Genomic DNA, 20,022 nt, shown 5'->3' on the forward strand with positions numbered 1-20,022 from the left:
GATAGCAATGAGGCTATAGTGTGTAGATCATTACCGAAACGGGTGTCATAAATACAAGTCTCTAAAAGCTATAGTATAATTGTTTATATGAATAACTGAAGAAGGAGGAATGATGGCAAGAGCGAAGCCATCGATACGAACGGAATTATGCATAAAGCTACGAATGTCTCCAGGCTCGATGAATAGAAAGATGACCAGGAGCAGGAGAAAATAGGAACACGGACCTTGCGAGCTACTGTATTATGTTGAGGAAGGAATGATTACCATACAACTGGTGCTGGACAAGATTACGAAGCAGTTCAACGAGAAGCAGGTGCTTCAAGGTGTGGAGCATCGATTCGAGAAGGGGAAGATCTACGGACTGCTGGGACGGAATGGGGCAGGCAAAACGACACTGTTCAATTGCCTTAGCGGCGAACTGAAGATGGATAGCGGCCAATCCTTGCTAGTGACGGACGGCGAGACGCGCGAACTGCGTGAGCAGGATGTGGGGTATGTCTATTCGCTGCCGATCCTGCCGGAATTCCTGACAGGCTATGAATTCGTGAAGTTCTTCATCGAGGTGACCCGCCGTCAGCAGGTGACGATCGACCATTCGATCGATCAATATTTCGACATGATGAGCATGGCGGAGGAAGAGCGGCATCGCCTCATTAAAGGGTATTCCCACGGCATGAAGAACAAGCTGCAGATGCTGCTGTTCTTGATCACGAAGCCGCCGGTCATTCTATTGGATGAACCGCTCACATCCTTTGACGTTATCGTCGCGCTGGAGATGAAGAAGCTGCTCCGCGAGATGAAGCATAACCATATCCTTATTTTCTCCACTCATATTTTGCAGCTGGCATCCGACCTTTGCGATGAACTCGTGATTCTGAATCACGGTCGGCTGTCGTCTGTATCGCCCGAACTGTTGCGCAGTCCGGAGTTCGAGCAGAGCATCATCGAGCTGCTGAAGGACGAGAGCCATGTTGAAGGTTCTTAGTACGTTGCTCGCGATCCGGACGTCGTCAGCGATCAATTTATTCTTCTACTATTTCCAGAGGCTGCCCTTGATTGGCAAGCTGGTCAAGAGTTCCATCTATGCAAGAACAGACTTGAAGCGCTCGGCCGGTGTTCTGGTGTTCGTGGTGTTGTTCTTGTGGAGCTTTGTGTCCAAGCTGCTGTACCTATACTTTTTTGTCTATTGGCCGGTGACGGCGTTCAGCGAATGGACGCGCACTCACGATCCGCTCACGCTGTTCGTTCACGTCTTTGTACTGATTAGCTTACTGGTTGCTGGAGTCAGCAGTGCCAATGTGCTGGAACCGAAGCGGGAGAAGTATGTGGCGGTAAAGCTGATGCGAATGTCGCCCAAGCATTATATGCACGCGGCTTTGTCCTACCGTTATGTCGTGTTCTTCATCAGTTACCTGCCGGCGCTGCTGGTATTCGTGCTGCTGCTGCAGGGCACGGTGATGCTGGCGGTGATGCTTGCGGTTGCCGTCACAGGGTGGAGGGTGCTGTGCGAGTACTTCCATCTGAAGCTATTCGAGAGGACGGGGATGGTGCTGGTCAAGCAAATGGCCATTGTATGGACCGTCATTATCGTAGGCTATGCCGCTGCGTATTTGCCGTTGTTCCTCGAGAAGCTGCCGGTAGTCCAGCCACTCCCGATGCATGGGTTAACGGTGCTGGTGATAGCAGGGGTAGGAACATGGGCAGCTGTTCAGCTGATGCGGTATCGTCATTACCGGGAGGCAGTGGATGCCACCACGAAGCGGGATGACCCGTACTTGAACGTCAGTGCCATGATTGCGGATGCCAATAAAACGAGCGTTCAAGCCCAAGAGAGCGACTATGCAGAGGAAACCTTGCGGCGTGAGCCAGTGGAGGGCAAGGAGGGCTATGGTTATCTCAACGCGATTTTCTTCGCTAGACATCGCAGCTTGGTCCGCCGACCGGTCCGCAAGCGTCTTGCAATAGTGGCCGGTGTCGGTATCATCGGCTCGATCGTGATGGTGGCCATGAGCCGGATTCTGCCGGAGTCCCCGCAGTTGGAGCTGAACATGGTGTTCTCTATTTTGCCGATTGCGATGAGCTTCTTGGCGGTTGGGGAAGCAACGTGCAGAGCAATGTTCTATCATTGTGACATCAGCTTAACCCGTTACAGCTTCTACCGAGACGCCGCTTATGAGCATTTCATGATCCGGCTTCGCAAAATGCTTGGGCAGAATCTGCAAATTGCTGCTGTGGTGGGGGGCGCGCTGACGTTGTTAAGCTTCACGTCGGGCGGGGACCTGCTGCAATGGGATACCGTACTGCTATGGCTCAGCATTATTGGGCTGGCGGTCTTCTTCACCAACCATCATTTGTTTCTATACTATATCTTTCAGCCGTATTCCACGGATCTGAACGTGAAAAATCCGCTATACTTCGTCGTGACGATGGTTGTGTCGGGGATCTGTGGAGCCGCGGTCTTTATTCCGCTGCCGCCCGTTATTTTCACGAGCTTTGTTCTCGTGGTTACACTTGCTTATTTGGCGGTTTCGGCTGTATCCGTCCGCAAGTATGCACATCGAACGTTTAGAGTGAAGTAACCGGAGAGGTGATGGAATCGCGGCTATAATTCTAATGATTGTAGAGCGAATCCACGGGGGTCTGATCTCTTGACAATCGGATCTATATTCCATTAAGAAGGCACCCTCATTCGAGGGTGCTTTCTGATTTCAGTATGTTTCCTAAAGGCATTTTACATGGGGTAATAAATGGTCATACTTAAACGAGCTAATGTTACTCCGGAATTATAATAGGTGTGGGGCCGATCCGCTTTAAATCGAATAGAATCGCCATTGTTCAGCTTGTATTGGCAATCATTCACCGTAATAGTAACCTCCCCCTCGAAAACCGTAATAAATTCTTCGGTACCCTTTCTATGGGGATCTGAACTTAACTTCGCCGCTTTATCCATTTCGATAGAGTAAACTTCAAAACGTCTCTCCTCCTCAAAGGGAAAGGAGGGAAATACCCTATACCTTCCATTGTCTTCAGATAAGACCTGCATCTCATTTCTTAAAATCACTTTGGCATCAGGCTGTGGGTTATGAATTAAAGAAGTAAAGGAGACCTTTAATCCATTAGCAATTTTCCAAATCGTTGAAAGTGTCGGACTGGATTCTCCTCGTTCAATTTGTCCGATCATAGCTTTACTGACACCGCTTAATTCTGAGACCTTTTCTAAGCTTAGTTTTTCCTTCTCCCTAATCGCCTTTAAATTTCTTGCCAATATCATGTTGATTTCTTCCATAAAAATCACCCCTATGTAATTTACATTATAACGTCCGTTATGTACAATATATTGCAATAAGTTATATTGTACGTTTCATACATTATAACATACGAAAGAAGGGGGGGAGATCAACATGCCTATGTTATCATTCTTGTTGTTTGTTTTTGTGAATAGCTTTACCCCAGGCCCCAATAACTTTATGGCGATGTCGTTTGGGAACAAATATGGATTAAAGAAAACAATGACGTTTTGTTTAGGAGTAGGAGCAGGATTTTTTGCTCTTGCCTTATTGTGTAGTTTTTTTAACCTTGTGCTTATAAACCTGCTGCCAGTTATAAAGCTTCCACTGACCATTTTAGGTGTAGGATATATGCTTTATCTGGCTTTCAAAACACTTACCAGTAATAATGACAATCATCATGGTAGGGAGAGGAATGAAGGCAGGGATCGAAATCTTTTTGTAATGGGGGTATTACTCCAATTTATAAATCCAAAGGGCGTGCTTTATGGCATAACCGTGGTAGCAACCTTCCTTCTTCCTTATTATAATTCCTACTTTAGTTACTTTATTTTCTCACTCTTTTTGGGGGCGGTTGGAATAATGAGTTCTTGCAGTTGGGGCTTATTCGGCGTTATATTTCAAAAGGTTTTAGTACAGTATAGAAGACCGTTTAATGTAATTATGGCGTTGTTATTGGTATATAGTGCTATTTCAATAGTTTTGCATTAATGGGCAATGGCGGCTGCATAGCCGCCATTTTGTTTACGCCGATAGATCCGATACATGAAGAAACCGAACCCAGGCTTACAGCTCGATTTTCCAGTTGCCCATCATCTTGGCGACCTCCGGATCGCGGTACGATAAGAATAGACTCTCCCGTGTATCGAGAGCCGAAATGCGTTCCATATCGTCCGCGCTTAATGCAAAATCAAAAATGTTGAAATTCTCAATGATTCGTTCTTTGCGAACCGACTTTGGAATGACAACAATTTCTCGTTGAACAAGCCAGCGCAATACAATCTGTGCGACGGACTTGTTGTGTTGTTCAGCAATCGAAGTCAATACTTCGTTGCCGAACAGGTTGCCCCGTCCTTCCGCGAACGGCGCCCATGACTGGTGCTGCACGCCCTGCCCTTTCAAGAAGGCAGCGCTCTCTGTCTGCTGATAGAACGGATGCGTTTCAATCTGGTTGACGGCGGGGACGATTTCGTTATGCACAATCAGGTCCATCAGACGATCCGGCATGAAATTGCTGACCCCGATGGCCTTGATGATGCCTTCCCGGTACAGCTCTTCCATCGCCCGCCAAGTGCCGTAGTAATCGCCGAACGGCTGGTGAATCAGGTATAGATCGAGATAGTCCAGCTGCAGCTTCTTCAGGGATTTGGCAAACGCAAGCTTGGTACTCTCGTAGCCAGCATCCTGAACCCAGATCTTGGTCGTAATGAACAGCTCTTCACGCGGCACACCGCTGCGTTTGATCGCGCGTCCGACCGCTTCCTCGTTAAGGTAACCGGCGGCGGTGTCGATCAAGCGGTAACCGGCCGACAGTGCTTCGTACACGGCGTTCTCGCACTCTTCTGCATCGGGAATTTGGTAGACCCCGAAGCCTAGGACGGGCATTTTCACACCATTATTCAAAGTTACAGTTTGCATTGCGATTCCTCCTATGGTTCAAATGTATAACAGCAACTGGTGCGTATCCCCGAGCATCGGGGACTGGAGCGGGATTTCCGATTACGGCTCAGCTGCTTTACAATAAGCTTAGTGCCTTCGTGTAACACGAAGGCAAGAGGCTTTTATTTTTTTTAAGGGGGAATCCACATGTATACGGTCAAAGAAGCCGCTCAGATTACGGGACTCACGGAGCACGCCGTTCGCTTTTACACGGATAAAGGTTTGGTGCCAAGCATACAGCGCAATGCGCATAATATTCGATTATTCGACGAAGAATCGATCAACTGGCTGCATGGCATCAAATGCCTCAAGCAATCCGGGATGCCGATCGATGTCATTAAGAAGTACATCGATTTATGTCTCGAGGGGGATTCGACCATTCCGCAACGCTACGCACTCATGATGGAGCATAAAGAAGCAGCGCTCGCTAAGCTCGAAGAAGCCAAACGGCACGTTGCCCATTTGGTAGAGAAGACAGCGCTGTACCAGGGCATTCTGGAGAATCGCTCTCCAGATACAATGAACCCCGCGCACTGGGACAGAATTCAGCATATGCATGGGGATGTGTTTTACTCCAGCGCTGCGCGTAGAGCGTGAGATCGTTATAAGCCTCTCGATAAAAACTTTTTGGCAGGCATTGACAAGATCACCTCGCAAGAGATATATTGTGAATACACGATATGCACAATTTGGTGAGGAGGGATGGATGAGGTGCTTGCATTAGACATTCGAAATGTAAATAAGACATACCCCAATTTTCAACTTAGGAATGTATCGTTTCAGCTGGAGAAGGGCTATATTATGGGTTTTATCGGTGCGAACGGCGCAGGGAAGACCACAACGATCAAATCCATTCTGAATATGACCCGCATGGATAGCGGAGAAATTCATGTATTGGGGAGAAATATGGCCGAGTACGAACTTGAACTGAAGCAGGAGATTGGGTACGCCATGGGCGGTGTAGATTTCTACACCCGAAGCAAATTGAAGACATTGACCAATGTGATCAAGAAGTTCTATGCCAAATGGGACGAGGGAACCTACCGCAATTACCTTCGGAGATTCAAGCTGGATGAGAACAAAAGGATTGCCGAGCTATCGACGGGAATGAAGGTGAAATACAGCATTGCCATCGCCTTGTCCCACGGGGCAAAGCTTCTCATTCTCGATGAGCCGACAAGCGGGCTTGACCCGGTGGCAAGGAACGAGCTGTTGGATATTTTTCAAGGACTTGTCGCCGACGGGGAAATCAGCATTTTGTTCTCGACGCATATTACTTCAGATTTGGAGAAGTGTGCGGATTATATAACCTTCATTGTAGATGGGCAAATCGTCCACAGCGGGGAGAAGGAAGAGTTCAAAGAGTCCTATCTTCTTCTCAATGGTTCTGCAGCGCAGCTGAACCAGGTGAAGGACAGATTGATTTCCTATAGGATGAATTCTTTTGGATTTACAGGGTTGATTCCCGCGAGTGACTTCGATAACTCCTGGAACATAAAGGCGGCAACGCCGAGCCTGGAGGAGATCATGGTCTATTATGCGAAGAAGGAGGATGAGTATGTATAACCTGGTGATGAAGGATGTACGGCTGGCCGTGCCCCCCTTTTTCTTTCTGTTTCCTCTCTTGTTTGGTGCCTTAATGCTCATTCCCGGTTGGATTTACTTTGTGGTTCCGCTGTATTTCTGCTGGATCACGATTCCGAATGTGTTCAACCAATTTAAAGCGCAGAACGATTTGATGTTTACGTCGGTGATGCCTGTCGCCAAACGAGATATGGTAAAAGCAAGGGTAACCCTTGTCGTCGGCTTTGAACTGCTGCATATTGTGATTGCCGCGATCTTCGGTTCCATTTCGATGAGCTTATATCCGAATGTAACCTATTATTTTTTCCCGCCGAATATGGGTTTCTGGGGGTTAAACTTTGTCATGTTTGCGATCTTTAACCTCATCTTTATCCCGATGTTCTATAAGACGGCTTACAAATTCGGCTGGGCGCTGCTCGCCGCCGTTACGGCCGCCATGCTGTTCGCCGGAATCACCCAATGGATCGGCATTCAAAGCCCGGTTGTGAATGAGATTTTCTACGGAACCGGCGCGCAGCAAGTGAGGCTCCAGGCCTTCATCCTGATCTCTGGAATCGTGATCTTCTCGGCGTTTTCCGTCATCGCTAATCGGCTTGCGGTGAAACGATTCCTCCAAGTGGAAGTCTAATGAACATTGCAATCTCGAACGCATCGGACAAACCGATATACCAGCAGCTTTTTGAGCAAATCAGCGCCCAGATTCTGAAGGGAGAATTGGAAAACGGCTATTGTCTTCCACCGATCCGACAAGCGGCTCAGGAGCTTAGCATCAGTGTCATTACGGTCAAAAAGGCTTGGGAGGCACTGGAGCGATACGGGTTGATTCATACCGTAACAGGGAAGGGCTGTTTTGTCGCCGAACTATCTGCTGATCGAAAATTGGAGATTCGCAATGAAATGATCCTGAAGCAAATGCTTCTTGACACCCCGTATTACAAATCCTTCGGGCTTACCCTGGATGAAACGATTGAGATGTTGAAGAAGGTATATTAGACAAGGAGGGAGCTGGTTGAGCAGCTCCTTTTTTTGCGATATGTATGAGCGAAAGAACCCCATCATATGGAAGGGTAAGGTTTTCACCTCTAAGATTTGTTCGTGAAAAGCAAAAAGCACAAGGATCTCCTTACGTGTCGGCATATACCAGATTGTTTTGTGCGATACTAACCGAAACATGAAGGATAGGGGTCGATGAAGAGATGAATGAATATCAACCGGGACAGATTGTGTATGTCATCATTCGTAACCCGCATGTCCAGGGTGTCGCGAATGTTCAGGAAGCTGCGGTAGTGAATGATCCTGACTCGCCAGGAAATTATGCGCTATTTATATATGAGACGTATTATCCATTGAACGATGAGGTCGCGGTATACTCAACAGCAAGTGAAGCTGAAGACGCTTATAGGGAGGCATTCGGTTTATCGGACATGGGGGCGTACTATGGTTAAGCCATTTGTGCCTCAACTCGTATATGTAGAGCCAAGGGCATTGGAATATCCGTTGGGACAAGAATTAATATCCAAGTTTGAAACAATGGGTATCGAAATTCGCGAGACAACCTCACATAACCAAATCCGAAACCTGCCGGGAGACAACGACTTTCAAAAATATAGAATAGCGAAGTCCACTTTAGTCGTCGGAGTTCGAAAAACCTTAAAGTTCGATACTTCAAAGCCCTCGGCTGAGTTTGCTATTCCGTTTGCAACAGGGTGCATGGGCCATTGTCATTATTGCTATTTACAAACGACGATGGGAAGTAAGCCGTACATTCGGACGTATGTCAATATTGACGATATCTTTGAAGCTGCGGATCAATATATGAAGGAAAGAGCCCCTGAGATTACAAGGTTTGAAGCATCATGTACCTCGGATATCGCGGGTATTGACCACTTAACCCATACACTTAAGAAGGCTATTGAGTATTTTGGCCAGTCTGAATTGGGGAAATTACGCTTCGTAACGAAGTTTGCCCATATTGATCATTTGCTTGATGCCAAGCATAATGGGCGGACTCGCTTTCGATTCAGTATGAACGACGAATATATTATTAAAAATTTTGAACCCGGTACATCCAGGCAGGCAGAGAGGATCGAAGCCGCCAGGAAGGTCGGGGAGGCAGGATATCCATTAGGTTTCATTATTGCCCCTATCTATTTGCATGACGGATGGAAAGAGGGTTACAAGGATATGTTCGAGAAATTAGAATCCGCACTCCCCCCTTCTTCCACTAAAGATTTGACCTTTGAGCTGATTCAGCATCGCTTTACTAAACCAGCGAAGAATGTCATTGAGAAGAACTATCCGATGACGAAGCTGGAGCTTGATGAATCCAAGAGGAAGTGGAAGTGGGGACGGTATGGAATTGGAAAATATGTGTACACCGATCAAGAGCAGGAGGATATTAAAGATACGCTAGGCAGGTATATCCAAACGTATTTTCCTAATGCAAGAATTGAATATTTTACGTAAACCCGATTCCTTCATGGATGATGCGGTTTCTCTCATTATCTGCACCGGCAAGTTATTTTTGGGCATCCAGAATAAACATAGAGGCGTCTTGTCCCATAAATAGCTTACTTCCAGAATAAAAAGTCTTGGATTGAATATGCTTATACCCTATTTTCGTCATGATGTGGGATAGCTCACCTTGATGGAATCCATTAGCGCCTAACGAAAGAGCTGGCGGAGAAATGCTACAAGTGGAGCTTGCTGGATTAAGGAGAATGCCACCCGGAATAAAATAGGAGCCGATCAGATACCCATTCCCAGGTGCATGTTCTATCCCGCTTGCGATATTATGGATGAAGGAAGTTATTGTTGGGGAGGGCATGTGATGAGCCAGGGAGTAACCGAATGTAACGTATCTTCGAAAAGGGCTTTGGCAGGCTGGACGGAGCACCGCTGTGTGCGCGTGGTTCACGAACCCATCGCAGACGTACCGTCCGATGAATGAGAAAATTCTAGTGGTGGAGGATGAACGGCAGATATCGGATGCTATCGCTTATGCGCTCAGAAGAGAGGGATATCGCGTCGAAGTGGTCGATCATGGCGCAGCGGCCATTCCGAAGATGCTTGAGTTTCGGCCGGATGCCGTTATTCTGGATGTGATGCTGCCGGGAATGGATGGCTACGATATTCTGAAGAAATTTCCTGACCGGGGCAGTACGGGCGTCATTATGCTTACGGCCAAGGAGGATATTGTCCACAAGGTGCTGGGACTGGAGCTCGGAGCGGATGATTATATGACCAAGCCGTTTGATATGCGAGAGCTGCTGGCTCGCTTGAAGTCACTGCTGCGGAGAATGCAGGCTGCAGCGGAGAAGCCGGAGCCGGAAGAGATCGACCTGGGCGGCGTGAGGCTGCATGTGGGCAGGCGAAGTGTGGTGGCAGGCGATATTCCTCTGGAGCTAACACCGAAGGAGTATGACCTATTGGCCCTATTGGCGGTAAACCCCGGCCGAGTGTATACGCGGGAGCAGCTGCTGGATTCGGTATGGGGAATGGACTACATCGGGGGCACACGCACCGTGGATATTCATGTCCAGCGAGTGAGAAAGAAACTCGGGGCGGAGTTCAGCGACCTGATCCAGACGGTTCATGGCGTCGGGTATAAAGCAGCAGGAGGGCGCAGTGACCAACAGCATAAGAATAAAATTTAGTGTTTTTCTGGCCGTCTTATTGCTGCTTACCGTATTTGTGTTGAGCCTGCTCGTATTGGAGGGAATCAAACGAAATCAGCAGAGCTCGTATGAGCAATATTTAGCCCAGCAGGCGGTCACGGCGAACATATTCTTTATCCAGACCATCCTGGCTGAACCGAGCAAGGTTCCTGAAGCGTTCCTTGCGTCCGAAGGAGAACAGTTTGCAGAGCGGCTGGCATTGATCAGCGGGCAGTCGGTTGTTCTATACGACCGGGAAGGGGCCGTCGTCAGCTCCAGGAGCCCCGCTCGTTTATCCGACGGCTTGAAGGAGACACTGACATTTGCACTTGACAATAAAACCGCTTATTGGGCTGAGCATGATTCCCTGTATTATATGACCCCGCTAAGGGTCGGTAACGATCAGGTGGGTGTCGTCCAGTTCTATTACTCCTTATCGGAGAACCTGGCGTTCTATAATCAAATCAGGCAGCTTTTTATTTGGATCGGCGGCGGCGTATTTATGCTTAGCTTTGTGCTGGCTTATGTCTATTTTAATTCATTCGCGAATACGATCATCCGGTTGAACCGCATGGTGAACAGTGTCCGGGAAGGTCGATATGAAACGACGGTCCTTAAACGCAAGGATGAGATGGGAACGCTCAGTGAAGGCATTCATGCCATGAGCGAGCAGATCAAGGGACATATCGAGCAGCAGAAGCAATTTATCGGCAACGTCACGCATGAGTTTAAAACGCCGCTCACCTCCGTGAAGGCCTATCTCGACTTGCTGGATATGTATCCGGACGATCCGAAGCTGTTGGAAACGGCAAAGGCGACTATAAGGAGCGAAACCGAGAGGCTGTACGAGATGGTCGATAAAGTGCTGCAGCTGTCTGCATTAGAGAAGTACGATTTCGAATTCAGCAAAGAGCGGCTGGATATACGGCAAGTGGTTGTACCGGTTCTGGACGGGTTGAAGGGGAAGATGGACAAGTTTGGCATTCAATTGGAACAACGTCTGACGGAAGTTTACGCCGAGGCGGATAAAGACATCCTGACCATTATCCTTGCTAACCTGTTGGACAATGCCATTAAGTACAATAAGCCTAGAGGGCGTATTGTGGTAAAGAATTACTTGAAGGACGGCCGGGCGGTCATTGAAGTTGCCGACACTGGCATCGGCATCCCGGATGAGGTGGCGCGGCAAATCTTCGAACCGTTCTATACCGTGGACAAGAACAGATCCCGGCAGAGCGGCGGGGTCGGCTTAGGGCTGGCACTTGCCAAGAAGTACGCCGAATCGCAGGAAGGCTCCGTCGAGCTGGTGCAGACCGGAACGGAAGGAACAACGTTCCGCGTCTCGTTGCCAGCCTGTGATTTCTCGGGTACGGGTGGACGGTAATATTTTCGAAACAATTGTTTACATCTTCGAAATAGGTGGCGGCGAATTCGGAAACAATCTCCTGATAGCATAAGGAGCAAGGAGGAGATGAACTTATGAAATATACAACGCTGCTAATAGCTGTGTCGATATTGGCATTGCTGTTCACCATAACAGCCTGTGAAGAGGAGAAGGAGGGGAATACAACCGTCATTGAAAAGCCGGGCGGCACGATTACCGTCATTGAAGATGCCGGTGAACCCGCAGGCAGGCCGAGCATCAAGGTAGAGCGGATCGACCCGTATGAGAATATGCAAATTTCCGACTGGCTGGATGAAGATACGGTGATCGTTGCCAAGGACAACGAAGCTTTGGAGAAGATGAGCCTGGCAGAGCTGTCGGATGCTTACCCGAGAAGCCTGTATGTATACCATCTTGATACTAAGGAATATGAGCTGCTGAAGGAACGGGAGAACGCCTTTCTGGGGGAAGCTGCCTTATCCGCAGACAAAGGCTATCTGCTCTATAGCGAAGTTTCTTTAGGCGACCCGGTGTACTATATGATGAACCTTGATACGGGGGAGGAAGTCGGTCTTTACGGCGAATCGATTGGTGGAGCTATGAGCGCCAGATGGGCCGATAATGATACGATCATCGGTGCGGCATACAGCGGCGGTGCTTATATGGCGACTAAAGCAGGGGAGATCACAACGATTGATGAATTACAGGAGGAAGCGTTATTCATCGTTCACAAGATGAAGGATAAATGGTATTACAACACCAGTGCCGATGAAACCTTGCAGGTGCTGGACCTTGCAACCAAGGAGAAGGCAAGCCTCGGCTTGGAGCATGTGTACGATGTCGTACCATCGCCGAGCGGAGATCAACTGCTTGTGCTGCAGCAGGTTGGGGATAGAAGCACACTGGTGTGGTGTGATGAGACCGGGGGCAATCGTAAGACGATTGCGGAAGGAGCCGAGCTTGGAGGCGTATCCTGGTCGCAGGATCAGCGGATGATTGCGTACAGCCTCAAAGCGGATGTCAGCGGGACGACTCACGGTCTTTATGTGTACGATATGCTAAGCGACGAGTCGACCCAGATTGCGGTGGGCATCGGAAATACCGTGACGCGATGGAGCCCGTCAGGCGAATCGCTGGCGTATACAGAATGGAGCGGGACGCAGTTCAATAGCCACATCGTTCATATAGAGTCTTCCTTGTAACCATAATGAGCAAGAGGGGGCTAGCCCTACAGTACTGGCCTATAACCCGCCGCAGATGAATTCCCCGGTTGGCACGGAACAATTTGTAGCAGGGCTAGACCGGTTTTATGGGCTTTCGCCCAAGCAACTTCTCCGCGAATGCATATGATGATTATGCCTATTCGTTGGAAAGGAGCGATTATATATGGGGTTTTTTCCATCCCCTGGAGCCGGGGGAGGATTTCCGGGACCTCCAGGCGGACCCGGCGGGCCGGGCGGACCGGGGTTTCCAGGTGGATTTCCGGGGGCACCAGGACTTCCGGGGGGGACACCGGGAGGAGCTCAAATGCCGACAGCTCCCCCACCGCAATTTGTACCGCAAATGCAGGCTACCCCTTTTGCCGTTGACCCTGGAGCGATCAGAGGCTGCCTGTTCCGCTACACATACGTATGGCTGAACAATGGTGAGCAATTCTGGTTCTTCCCGGTATTCGTCGGGCGCACTTCGGTTGCAGGGTTCAGATGGTTCGGGTTCTTCTGGGCGTACTTCGGCATCGATTTGAATCGGATTCGTTCGTTTACTTGCTTTTAACGCAGATGGCAGAAGGGAACAGCTTACGGGCTGTTCTCTTTTGTTATGCATCTTTCTGTATTTGAGGGAGATCACAAGCGAACCTACTCTTCATGACCTTCGATATATAATTAGTGCTTTAGACCCGCATTAACTTGAGCTTGTAGTCGGGAATTGTCGAGAAATTGTATAGTTCTCAACGGTATAATGGGCGGGGACGCCACCAATATGGCGAATTTTACTAAATTATATTAGATGTGGTGGAGATGGCCAAGGAAAGGAGGCACAGCGACTGGCCTCTGCTCAAAATTTTAGGAGTGAGGAGATTTTCGCATTGAAACCAAAACGCAGTATAGGTAAAGCTACGATATCCTTCTGTCTGGCAGTCCTGCTTCTCTTGCAGACAGTGGTATTTCCTGCTGCTACATATGCGGACGTTGCATCCGGTTCGCCTGACGCGGCTGACTCACTGACGGTACCTGATGCGGTGAACGACGCGCCAGTCGAACCGCCAGCGGTAACTGACGCAGTGTATGATGTCCCGTCCTCTTTTGCGCTAACGGCCATGCCGGGCGACAAGACGGCGGTGTTGGCCAACGCCAATCCGACGTTTAATCTCACGGTGAAGCAGGGTAACCCTGCGGTTGTGATTCCGCTTGGAGGCGAGATTAACGGCCGGGAGGATTTTGTCCTTGAGCTGGATAATATCGCGGTGCCGACTATAGGCGACGATGTCAATGCTCCGCCTGAAAGCGTGATTCAGCAGGGGGATTATGCCATCCTGGATAAGGCGATCTACTTTCCGGATGTGAATTTGACACCTGCAGGCCCTTTAGCCATCAACGAGGGCAACCGGAAAATTGCAACCGTTCAGTTTTTTACCGATTCCATCAGAATTACGTTTGATGGCACAGAGGTATATGACGGCAGTAGACGCGACGTCAAAATCGGCTTCTCCGCTGCTGCCAAGGCTGCGGATCAGAGTCCGGGCGGCGGCGGCGATACGACCCTTTTCGGAGATGGATACAAGCTCCAAAACTCTGATTTGGTGCCGGAGTACAGCATTGACGTCAAGTCGGCAAGCAACGGTGGAGATAATAGCGAAATCAGCACCGCCCATTTTCAAGAAGGCATCATTACATGGCGGGTGGTAGTGACTGCTACCGACACAGACGATAAGACAATCCCCATGCCGCTGGATGGACTGACCTTCTCTGACCCGCTTGCGGATGTCGGTGTATATGTGCCTGGGTCCTTCAATGTAGATGGAGTTGCGGCAGATCCAATCTATGCTGCTGACCGCACAATTTCATATAAGTTCCCAGATGTATCCACGGTAGATAAAGTTAGGAACACGGCGACCATCACCTTCCAAACATGGATTCCCAAGGATAAGTATTACTATGAGAAGAACGGTGCATGGGATTCGTATGGCTGGACTGCTGTAACCAACAGCGCAAAGCTATTGGGTGACAATGAGACTGATGTGAAGGCTTCATCGAATACGCATCGGGTTGCTGTGCGTCCCAACTGGATTGTGGTGAGCGGCAAGCCTTCCAGAAGCGGCAACGATACCCTTATTACCTGGACGGTTGAGGTAAACAGGGCAATTAGCAATGGCCGGGTGCTTTCCAAAACCGGCTTGCAGAATGTTAAGATAACAGACATCCTGCCTGACGGGACAGAGTTTGAGTCGGCAACTTATAAGAACGGGGATAGTGGTGCAGTTACCCCAATTACCCGCAATGCCGCAGGCGAGTACGATATCGCAGGCGCCATCGGCGGAGATTTGGACGGCCCCCTCTATTTGACCGTTGTAACCAAGGTGTCAGACAGCAGCAAGTCAACCTTTGAATACAAGGCGCGCGCTAACTGGGAATTGGACGTTATGGATGGAGGAGATGCCATTCAGAACAATGATGCGACCGGTTGGACCGCTCCTGCTTCCGTTGTGGACATTGCGAGGGTTACCATCGGGGCACATGCTTTCACGAAAGTAGCCGAAGCAGACTCAAGCCTCGCGTACGCGCTGCACAACGTAGCCGGTGCGAAGTGGAAGATTAGTCTGACACTGCAGTACGATCTGGATAATCCGGTTGTCTATGATTTACTGATTCATGGTGATTCTCTTGCTGTATTGGATCATCTGGATACAAATCCGAATGTATCGCCGGAGACCTTGAATGCAATCAAGAGTCAAATCGACGACAAGCAGCTCTGGCAAAAGTATCGTAACAATTCGCTGACCGTGAGCAATGGGCTGACGGGTGAAGTGATCACCTTGACAGTAAATGGTGAGCCGGTCGCGGATCTTATCAAGGTAACTGGGTTTAAAGGAGAGGTAAGGGGTGATGTTTCATTCGAAACATTCACGACCAACCCGGACAACCTGTTCCGTCAAGATAGTAAAGGTGCGTGGAGCAATCGCGGCTTGCTCTTCGATGGTGACAGTTATCAGGCCAGATCTGATGCCACTGTAAAGAATTGGGTGCGAATGCTGAATAAGGAGATGCTGTATGCGAGTGCAGTTGACGAGAATGGCAACCCGCTAGGGAACATAGCTGCCGATTGGAACCGCAACTACAGCAACTGGAGCGCCAGTGTTTGGACGAGACCGATTGTTGTCAATGACCCGAATTTGTATTTGGACAACAGCCGTGGTGACAATTACGTTCTGGCAGGCTATGACCGCAAAGATAGAACGGTCACCTTCCGACTGGCAGTCAACATGCCGGGCTTCAATACAGAAGAGATGGCTAAAGACGGCGGCGTCCGCATAGCCAGCGACATCAAGCTAGTGGATACACTGCCTGACGGATGGGAATTTGTAGATTATGCCCCCGGCGAAGCATATCGACTTTATAAAGGTAATACAGGTTATCATGGGAACGCTGGCTTGGGAAGACAAAGCGGCGGTGGTTATGGACAATATGCACAAGCAACAGAGATCATTCAGCCGAGCGATCCAAGACACGTGGTGAGCTTCACTAAGAACGGCAATGTAGGTTCTTTCTCCTTCTCCAAGCTGGAGAGTCCTTACGTCATTCTGGTGAAGGCGCGTCCAACCAATGCAGCGCTTGCGACCTATAATCTAGGCAATAATGATGCTGGTAAGAATCAGGCTGTGTTCTCCATGAAATGGGGAGACAAGCTGTATAGTGCCACCGAAGAGCACAGAATTATTGTGCCTATGAAGTCTCTAAGCAAGACGGGACAAAAGCCTGTTGCTGGTGTACAGGAATGGACCGTGAATTACACGCCACCGTTCGAGATGAAGCAAGGTGTCTATTTGCTGGATACCCTTGCCAACGGATTGAAGCTGCGCACAAATCCAGATGGCAGTCTATCTCTCGAACCTTCAGACATTGCTGTTTATCCTGGCAACCTGAAGCCGGATGGCACGCTGGAGCGTGACGGAGGACCGCTGAATCTTGCGGATCCAGATAGTGAGGTGAAGGTCACCGCGGGTACAGACCCAGCAACGGGGGGATCGACGCTCAGGTTTGATTTTGAAGACCCTAACAAGCTCTATCAGATCGTTTACCAGACCGAATCCCAGGGCATGCAGCCTGGAGCGGCCGGGAATTCCATCCGGCTGATGGGTGACGATACCCTTCCGCCGATCGAAGCACAGAGCAGTATTATGCTCGATACGAACGATGTGGCGGGAAGCTCTAATGAGAATGGTCTGCTCTACCTCTTGAAGGTTGGCCCCGACGGCAAAACACCGCTGAGTAAAGTAAAGTTCAGGTTGTTTAATCCTGACGGTACTCCAGCCCAGGCTATAGATGGCAAGCTGCTGGAGGAAAAAGAGACGGGCACGGACGGCAAGACGAATTTCATTATTCAGGTGCCGGGGGACTATGTACTCAAACAAACGTATATCGATCTCGAAACCTACTTGCCTACGACTACGGAATACCGGGTACGTATCATTGATGCGCCGGGCAAGCCTGTTCTTGTAGACGGCATCAAGGTGGATTCAAACAATCCGCTGATCGTGCCTACACCGGCCCAGGGCAAGCTCACCATCACCAATAAGGTGGAAGGCAACGGCAGCGATCCTGATAAGGATTTCGAGTTCACCGTAACCTTCACCGGCGAAGGTATGGATGGGGAGTACGCTTATAAGAAGCCGGATGATACGTATGGCACAATCAAGAGTGGTGACACAATCACCCTCAAAGATGGGCAATCTGTGGTGCTCCCTGCATTGCCTGCGGGCCTGATCTATACGGTTACAGAGGATGATTATACAACCGTTGATGGTTACACGACGGATCCGGAGACGAGAGAATGGTCCGGTACCATCGTGAATCAAGGTGACCATAAGGCGGACTTCGTTAACAAACGATACGTTCGCAATCTGATCGTCAGCAATACCGTTACAGGGGATGGCGCAGAATTGGATAAGCCGTTCAAGTATACGGTGACCTTTGACGGTACAGGAAAGGGTCAAGAGTACAACTACGAGCATTCAGACGGTACGACCGGCACGATCAAGTCCGGTGACACGTTCGAGATCACGGATGGTGAGACCTTTACAATTCAGGATCTTCCAGAGAATTTGAAGTATACGATCACTCAGGAGGATTACCGGAACGACGGCTACGCGACTACACCTGAATGGTCTAATGAGGGAGTCATGGCGCGCGTCGATCGCCAGGCGGACTTCACCAATGAACGGACCGTGAACAAGCTGACGATCAGCAACATGGTCATGGGCAACGGCGGTGACAAGACGAAGACGTTCGAGTATACCGTCCTCTTTGAGGATACAGGCAAGGATGGAAGCTACACTTACGAGAAATCGGACGGCAGCACGGGCACGATCAAGTCCGGCGAATCCTTCACCCTTATCGATGGAGAGACATTGGAAATTGTGGGTCTGCCTAAGGATCTGAAATACACGGTAACGCAGAAGGACTACACAACGGACGAATACGTGACCCTGCCTAAAGAACGGTATTATACCGGGGTCATGGCGGGCCAAGATGAAATTGCTCCGTTCACGAACGTGCGAGTTATCGAAGGCGGGTTGATCATCAGCAACACAGTTGAAGGTAAAGACAACGACAAGGCCAAGCCGTTCAAGTACACGCTCACCTTCACAGAGGGTGCGGACAAATCCTATGCCTATGAGAAGTCGGATGGCAGCACAGGCACGATCACGAGCGGAGACACCTTTGAGCTTACCGATGGTCAGATTTTCGTTATCGAAGGACTCCCGACTTATCTCAAGTACACGGTGACCCAGGATGATTATACGCAGGATGGCTATGTGACTAAGCCTGAAAGCTTCGAACACACAGGCACCATTCCGGAGAAATCAGACGCTGAGGCGCACTTTGTCAACATTCGCCCATATCTGGAAGGCGTACTGCGTGACAACAACACAGGCGAAGTCATTCCGAATGCACCCATCACGATTACGAATCTGAAGACAGGCGAGAAGCAGACGATTCAGACGAATGGGGAGGGTGAATATTCCGTCCCTGCCGAGGCGGACACCGACTACACGATCACGTATACGAAGGTGTATACAGTAGGCGGAAAAGATGTGCCTATCGAGTTCACGCAAAAAGCAAATGTGGACAGCAGTGTGACAGGGGAGACCGTGCCGGCGGATATTACGGCCGTAGGGATCGTTCTGTTCAAGCAGATGGACGGAACAACCGAGCTGTTCAATCCTTCGCTTACCAGTCAGATGCGCATCTACTTGAAGGATAAGGACGGCAATTATATTCAGGAGAACGGTCGCCCTAAGGCGTTCCCGCTGGCTTCGAACGGCACCTTCTCCATAGAAGACGAAGAGCTGAGAGCGCAGCAGTACACGATGGAAGTTCGCTATCTAGCTGACACGGGCGAGGAACTGCTCTTCAAGGTGACGCAGCTGGACGTGAAGGCTAACGGGGAGCTGAATATCTCCGAGGAGTTAGTCGACCCTTACGGTACGGTGTATGATGAAACGACAGGCGATGCCGTCACGGGCAAGAAAATTGAAGGAGCTATCGTTACCCTGTATTATGCGGATACGCAGCGGAATCGAGATAAAGGACGTACTCCGGATACGAAGGTGACACTTCCTCCGGTTCCGAATTTCCCGCCACACGACAACAAGAGTCCAGAGCAGGATAGCGACGCAAATGGCTTCTATGCGTACATGGTATTCCCTGAAGCAGATTACTATCTGATCGTCACGAAGGACGGATACGAGACGCACAGAAGTGATACGATTTCTGTCGATTATGACATTGTGAGATACGACGTACCAATGAAGCCGATCATTTCCGGCGGCGGACCGGGTCCTGTCAATCCTGCCCCAGAGCCGGAGAATCCAGGTCCTGTTAGCCCGGCCCCAGAGCCAGAGAATCCAGGTCCCGTCAACCCTGCTCCAGAACCGGAGAATCCAGGTCCTGTTGATCCTGACCCTGTCAGCCCGGTTCCGAGCCAGCCTGGCAACATGGATAATGGATCTAACAACAGCGATCAGGTGACGGATCGCGAGGACAACGGCGCTGGTCATGACGGCGATGTAGCGGATAAGGATACGGGCAAAGGAAGTAACGAGCTGGACGATGCTCCGAAAACGGGAGACAATGGTCCATCGCCAATCGTCTATATGGTTCTGGCACTGATGTCCTTATTTACGATTGGATTCTGTTTATTCACAGGTAAGAAGAAGCAGCAAATTCAGTAA

At 49.6% G+C, this 20,022-nt stretch carries 16 protein-coding genes; 14 read left to right on the forward strand and 2 right to left on the reverse strand.

Translation table 11 applies throughout. The features are described 5' to 3' along the window. Positions 1 to 256 precede the first annotated feature (256 nt). Positions 257 to 985, forward strand: a complete 729-nt coding sequence (locus CHH75_RS17245) for an ABC transporter ATP-binding protein (RefSeq protein WP_155618909.1) — start codon at positions 257 to 259, stop codon at positions 983 to 985. Then, positions 969 to 2,579 (forward strand): hypothetical protein, encoded by a 1,611-nt coding sequence (locus tag CHH75_RS17250; protein WP_095398756.1) that lies wholly within the window; start codon positions 969 to 971, stop codon positions 2,577 to 2,579. Before CHH75_RS17245 ends, CHH75_RS17250 begins: the two co-directional genes overlap by 17 nt. A gap of 152 nt (positions 2,580 to 2,731) precedes the next feature. On the opposite strand, the gene CHH75_RS17255 is transcribed toward CHH75_RS17250, so the two are convergent. Continuing rightward, a complete protein-coding gene (locus CHH75_RS17255; protein ID WP_095398757.1) occupies positions 2,732 to 3,343 on the reverse strand; it encodes a helix-turn-helix domain-containing protein in 612 nt (203 codons plus the stop codon). Positions 3,344 to 3,401: 58 nt separating this feature from the next. Between CHH75_RS17255 and CHH75_RS17260 the strand changes: the two genes are divergently transcribed. Then, positions 3,402 to 3,998, forward strand: coding sequence for a LysE family translocator (locus CHH75_RS17260; RefSeq protein WP_095398758.1), 597 nt, complete (start codon positions 3,402 to 3,404; stop codon positions 3,996 to 3,998). A 75-nt stretch (positions 3,999 to 4,073) separates the two neighbouring features. On the opposite strand, the gene CHH75_RS17265 is transcribed toward CHH75_RS17260, so the two are convergent. Further along, positions 4,074 to 4,925 (reverse strand): aldo/keto reductase, encoded by an 852-nt coding sequence (locus CHH75_RS17265; protein ID WP_095398759.1) that lies wholly within the window; start codon positions 4,923 to 4,925, stop codon positions 4,074 to 4,076. Between the two features lie 168 nt (positions 4,926 to 5,093). Between CHH75_RS17265 and CHH75_RS17270 the strand changes: the two genes are divergently transcribed. The 11 genes from CHH75_RS17270 to CHH75_RS17325 all read left to right on the forward strand — a co-directional run bounded on the left by CHH75_RS17270 (position 5,094) and on the right by CHH75_RS17325 (position 20,022). Beyond that, on the forward strand, positions 5,094 to 5,543 hold the full coding sequence (locus CHH75_RS17270; RefSeq protein ID WP_095266731.1) for a MerR family transcriptional regulator: 450 nt from the start codon (positions 5,094 to 5,096) through the stop codon (positions 5,541 to 5,543). A gap of 114 nt (positions 5,544 to 5,657) precedes the next feature. Further along, positions 5,658 to 6,512, forward strand: coding sequence for an ABC transporter ATP-binding protein (locus CHH75_RS17275; protein ID WP_095266750.1), 855 nt, complete (start codon positions 5,658 to 5,660; stop codon positions 6,510 to 6,512). Then, positions 6,505 to 7,158: an ABC-2 transporter permease gene (locus CHH75_RS17280; RefSeq protein WP_095398760.1), complete on the forward strand. Its 654-nt coding sequence runs from the start codon at positions 6,505 to 6,507 to the stop codon at positions 7,156 to 7,158. The genes CHH75_RS17275 and CHH75_RS17280 overlap by 8 nt, the downstream gene beginning before the upstream one ends. After that, the gene (locus CHH75_RS17285) at positions 7,158 to 7,523 is read left to right on the forward strand and encodes a GntR family transcriptional regulator (RefSeq protein WP_095398761.1); all 366 of its coding nucleotides are present in this window, start codon (positions 7,158 to 7,160) and stop codon (positions 7,521 to 7,523) included. The genes CHH75_RS17280 and CHH75_RS17285 overlap by 1 nt, the downstream gene beginning before the upstream one ends. Before the next feature lie 203 nt (positions 7,524 to 7,726). After that, positions 7,727 to 7,975, forward strand: a complete 249-nt coding sequence (locus CHH75_RS17290; RefSeq protein WP_095398762.1) for a transcriptional regulator SplA domain-containing protein — start codon at positions 7,727 to 7,729, stop codon at positions 7,973 to 7,975. Further along, a complete protein-coding gene (gene splB / locus CHH75_RS17295) occupies positions 7,968 to 8,996 on the forward strand; it encodes a spore photoproduct lyase (RefSeq protein ID WP_095398763.1) in 1,029 nt (342 codons plus the stop codon). The genes CHH75_RS17290 and splB overlap by 8 nt, the downstream gene beginning before the upstream one ends. Positions 8,997 to 9,472: 476 nt before the next feature. Continuing rightward, the gene (locus tag CHH75_RS17305) at positions 9,473 to 10,186 is read left to right on the forward strand and encodes a response regulator transcription factor (protein ID WP_095398781.1); all 714 of its coding nucleotides are present in this window, start codon (positions 9,473 to 9,475) and stop codon (positions 10,184 to 10,186) included. Then, positions 10,158 to 11,570 carry a sensor histidine kinase gene (locus CHH75_RS17310; protein WP_176475606.1) on the forward strand — a complete coding sequence of 471 codons (1,413 nt, stop codon included), beginning with the start codon at positions 10,158 to 10,160 and terminating at the stop codon, positions 11,568 to 11,570. The genes CHH75_RS17305 and CHH75_RS17310 overlap by 29 nt, the downstream gene beginning before the upstream one ends. 95 nt (positions 11,571 to 11,665) lie before the next feature. Next, a complete protein-coding gene (locus tag CHH75_RS17315; RefSeq protein ID WP_095398765.1) occupies positions 11,666 to 12,772 on the forward strand; it encodes a TolB family protein in 1,107 nt (368 codons plus the stop codon). Positions 12,773 to 12,956: 184 nt separating this feature from the next. Continuing rightward, the gene (locus tag CHH75_RS17320) at positions 12,957 to 13,343 is read left to right on the forward strand and encodes a transporter (RefSeq protein WP_095398766.1); all 387 of its coding nucleotides are present in this window, start codon (positions 12,957 to 12,959) and stop codon (positions 13,341 to 13,343) included. 313 nt (positions 13,344 to 13,656) lie between these two features. Then, positions 13,657 to 20,022, forward strand: a complete 6,366-nt coding sequence (locus CHH75_RS17325) for a DUF7601 domain-containing protein (RefSeq protein ID WP_095398767.1) — start codon at positions 13,657 to 13,659, stop codon at positions 20,020 to 20,022.

Origin of the sequence: Paenibacillus sp. 7541 (genome assembly GCF_002276395.1) — a bacterium.
GTDB classification, from domain to species: Bacteria; Bacillota; Bacilli; order Paenibacillales; family Paenibacillaceae; genus Paenibacillus_AQ; species Paenibacillus_AQ campinasensis.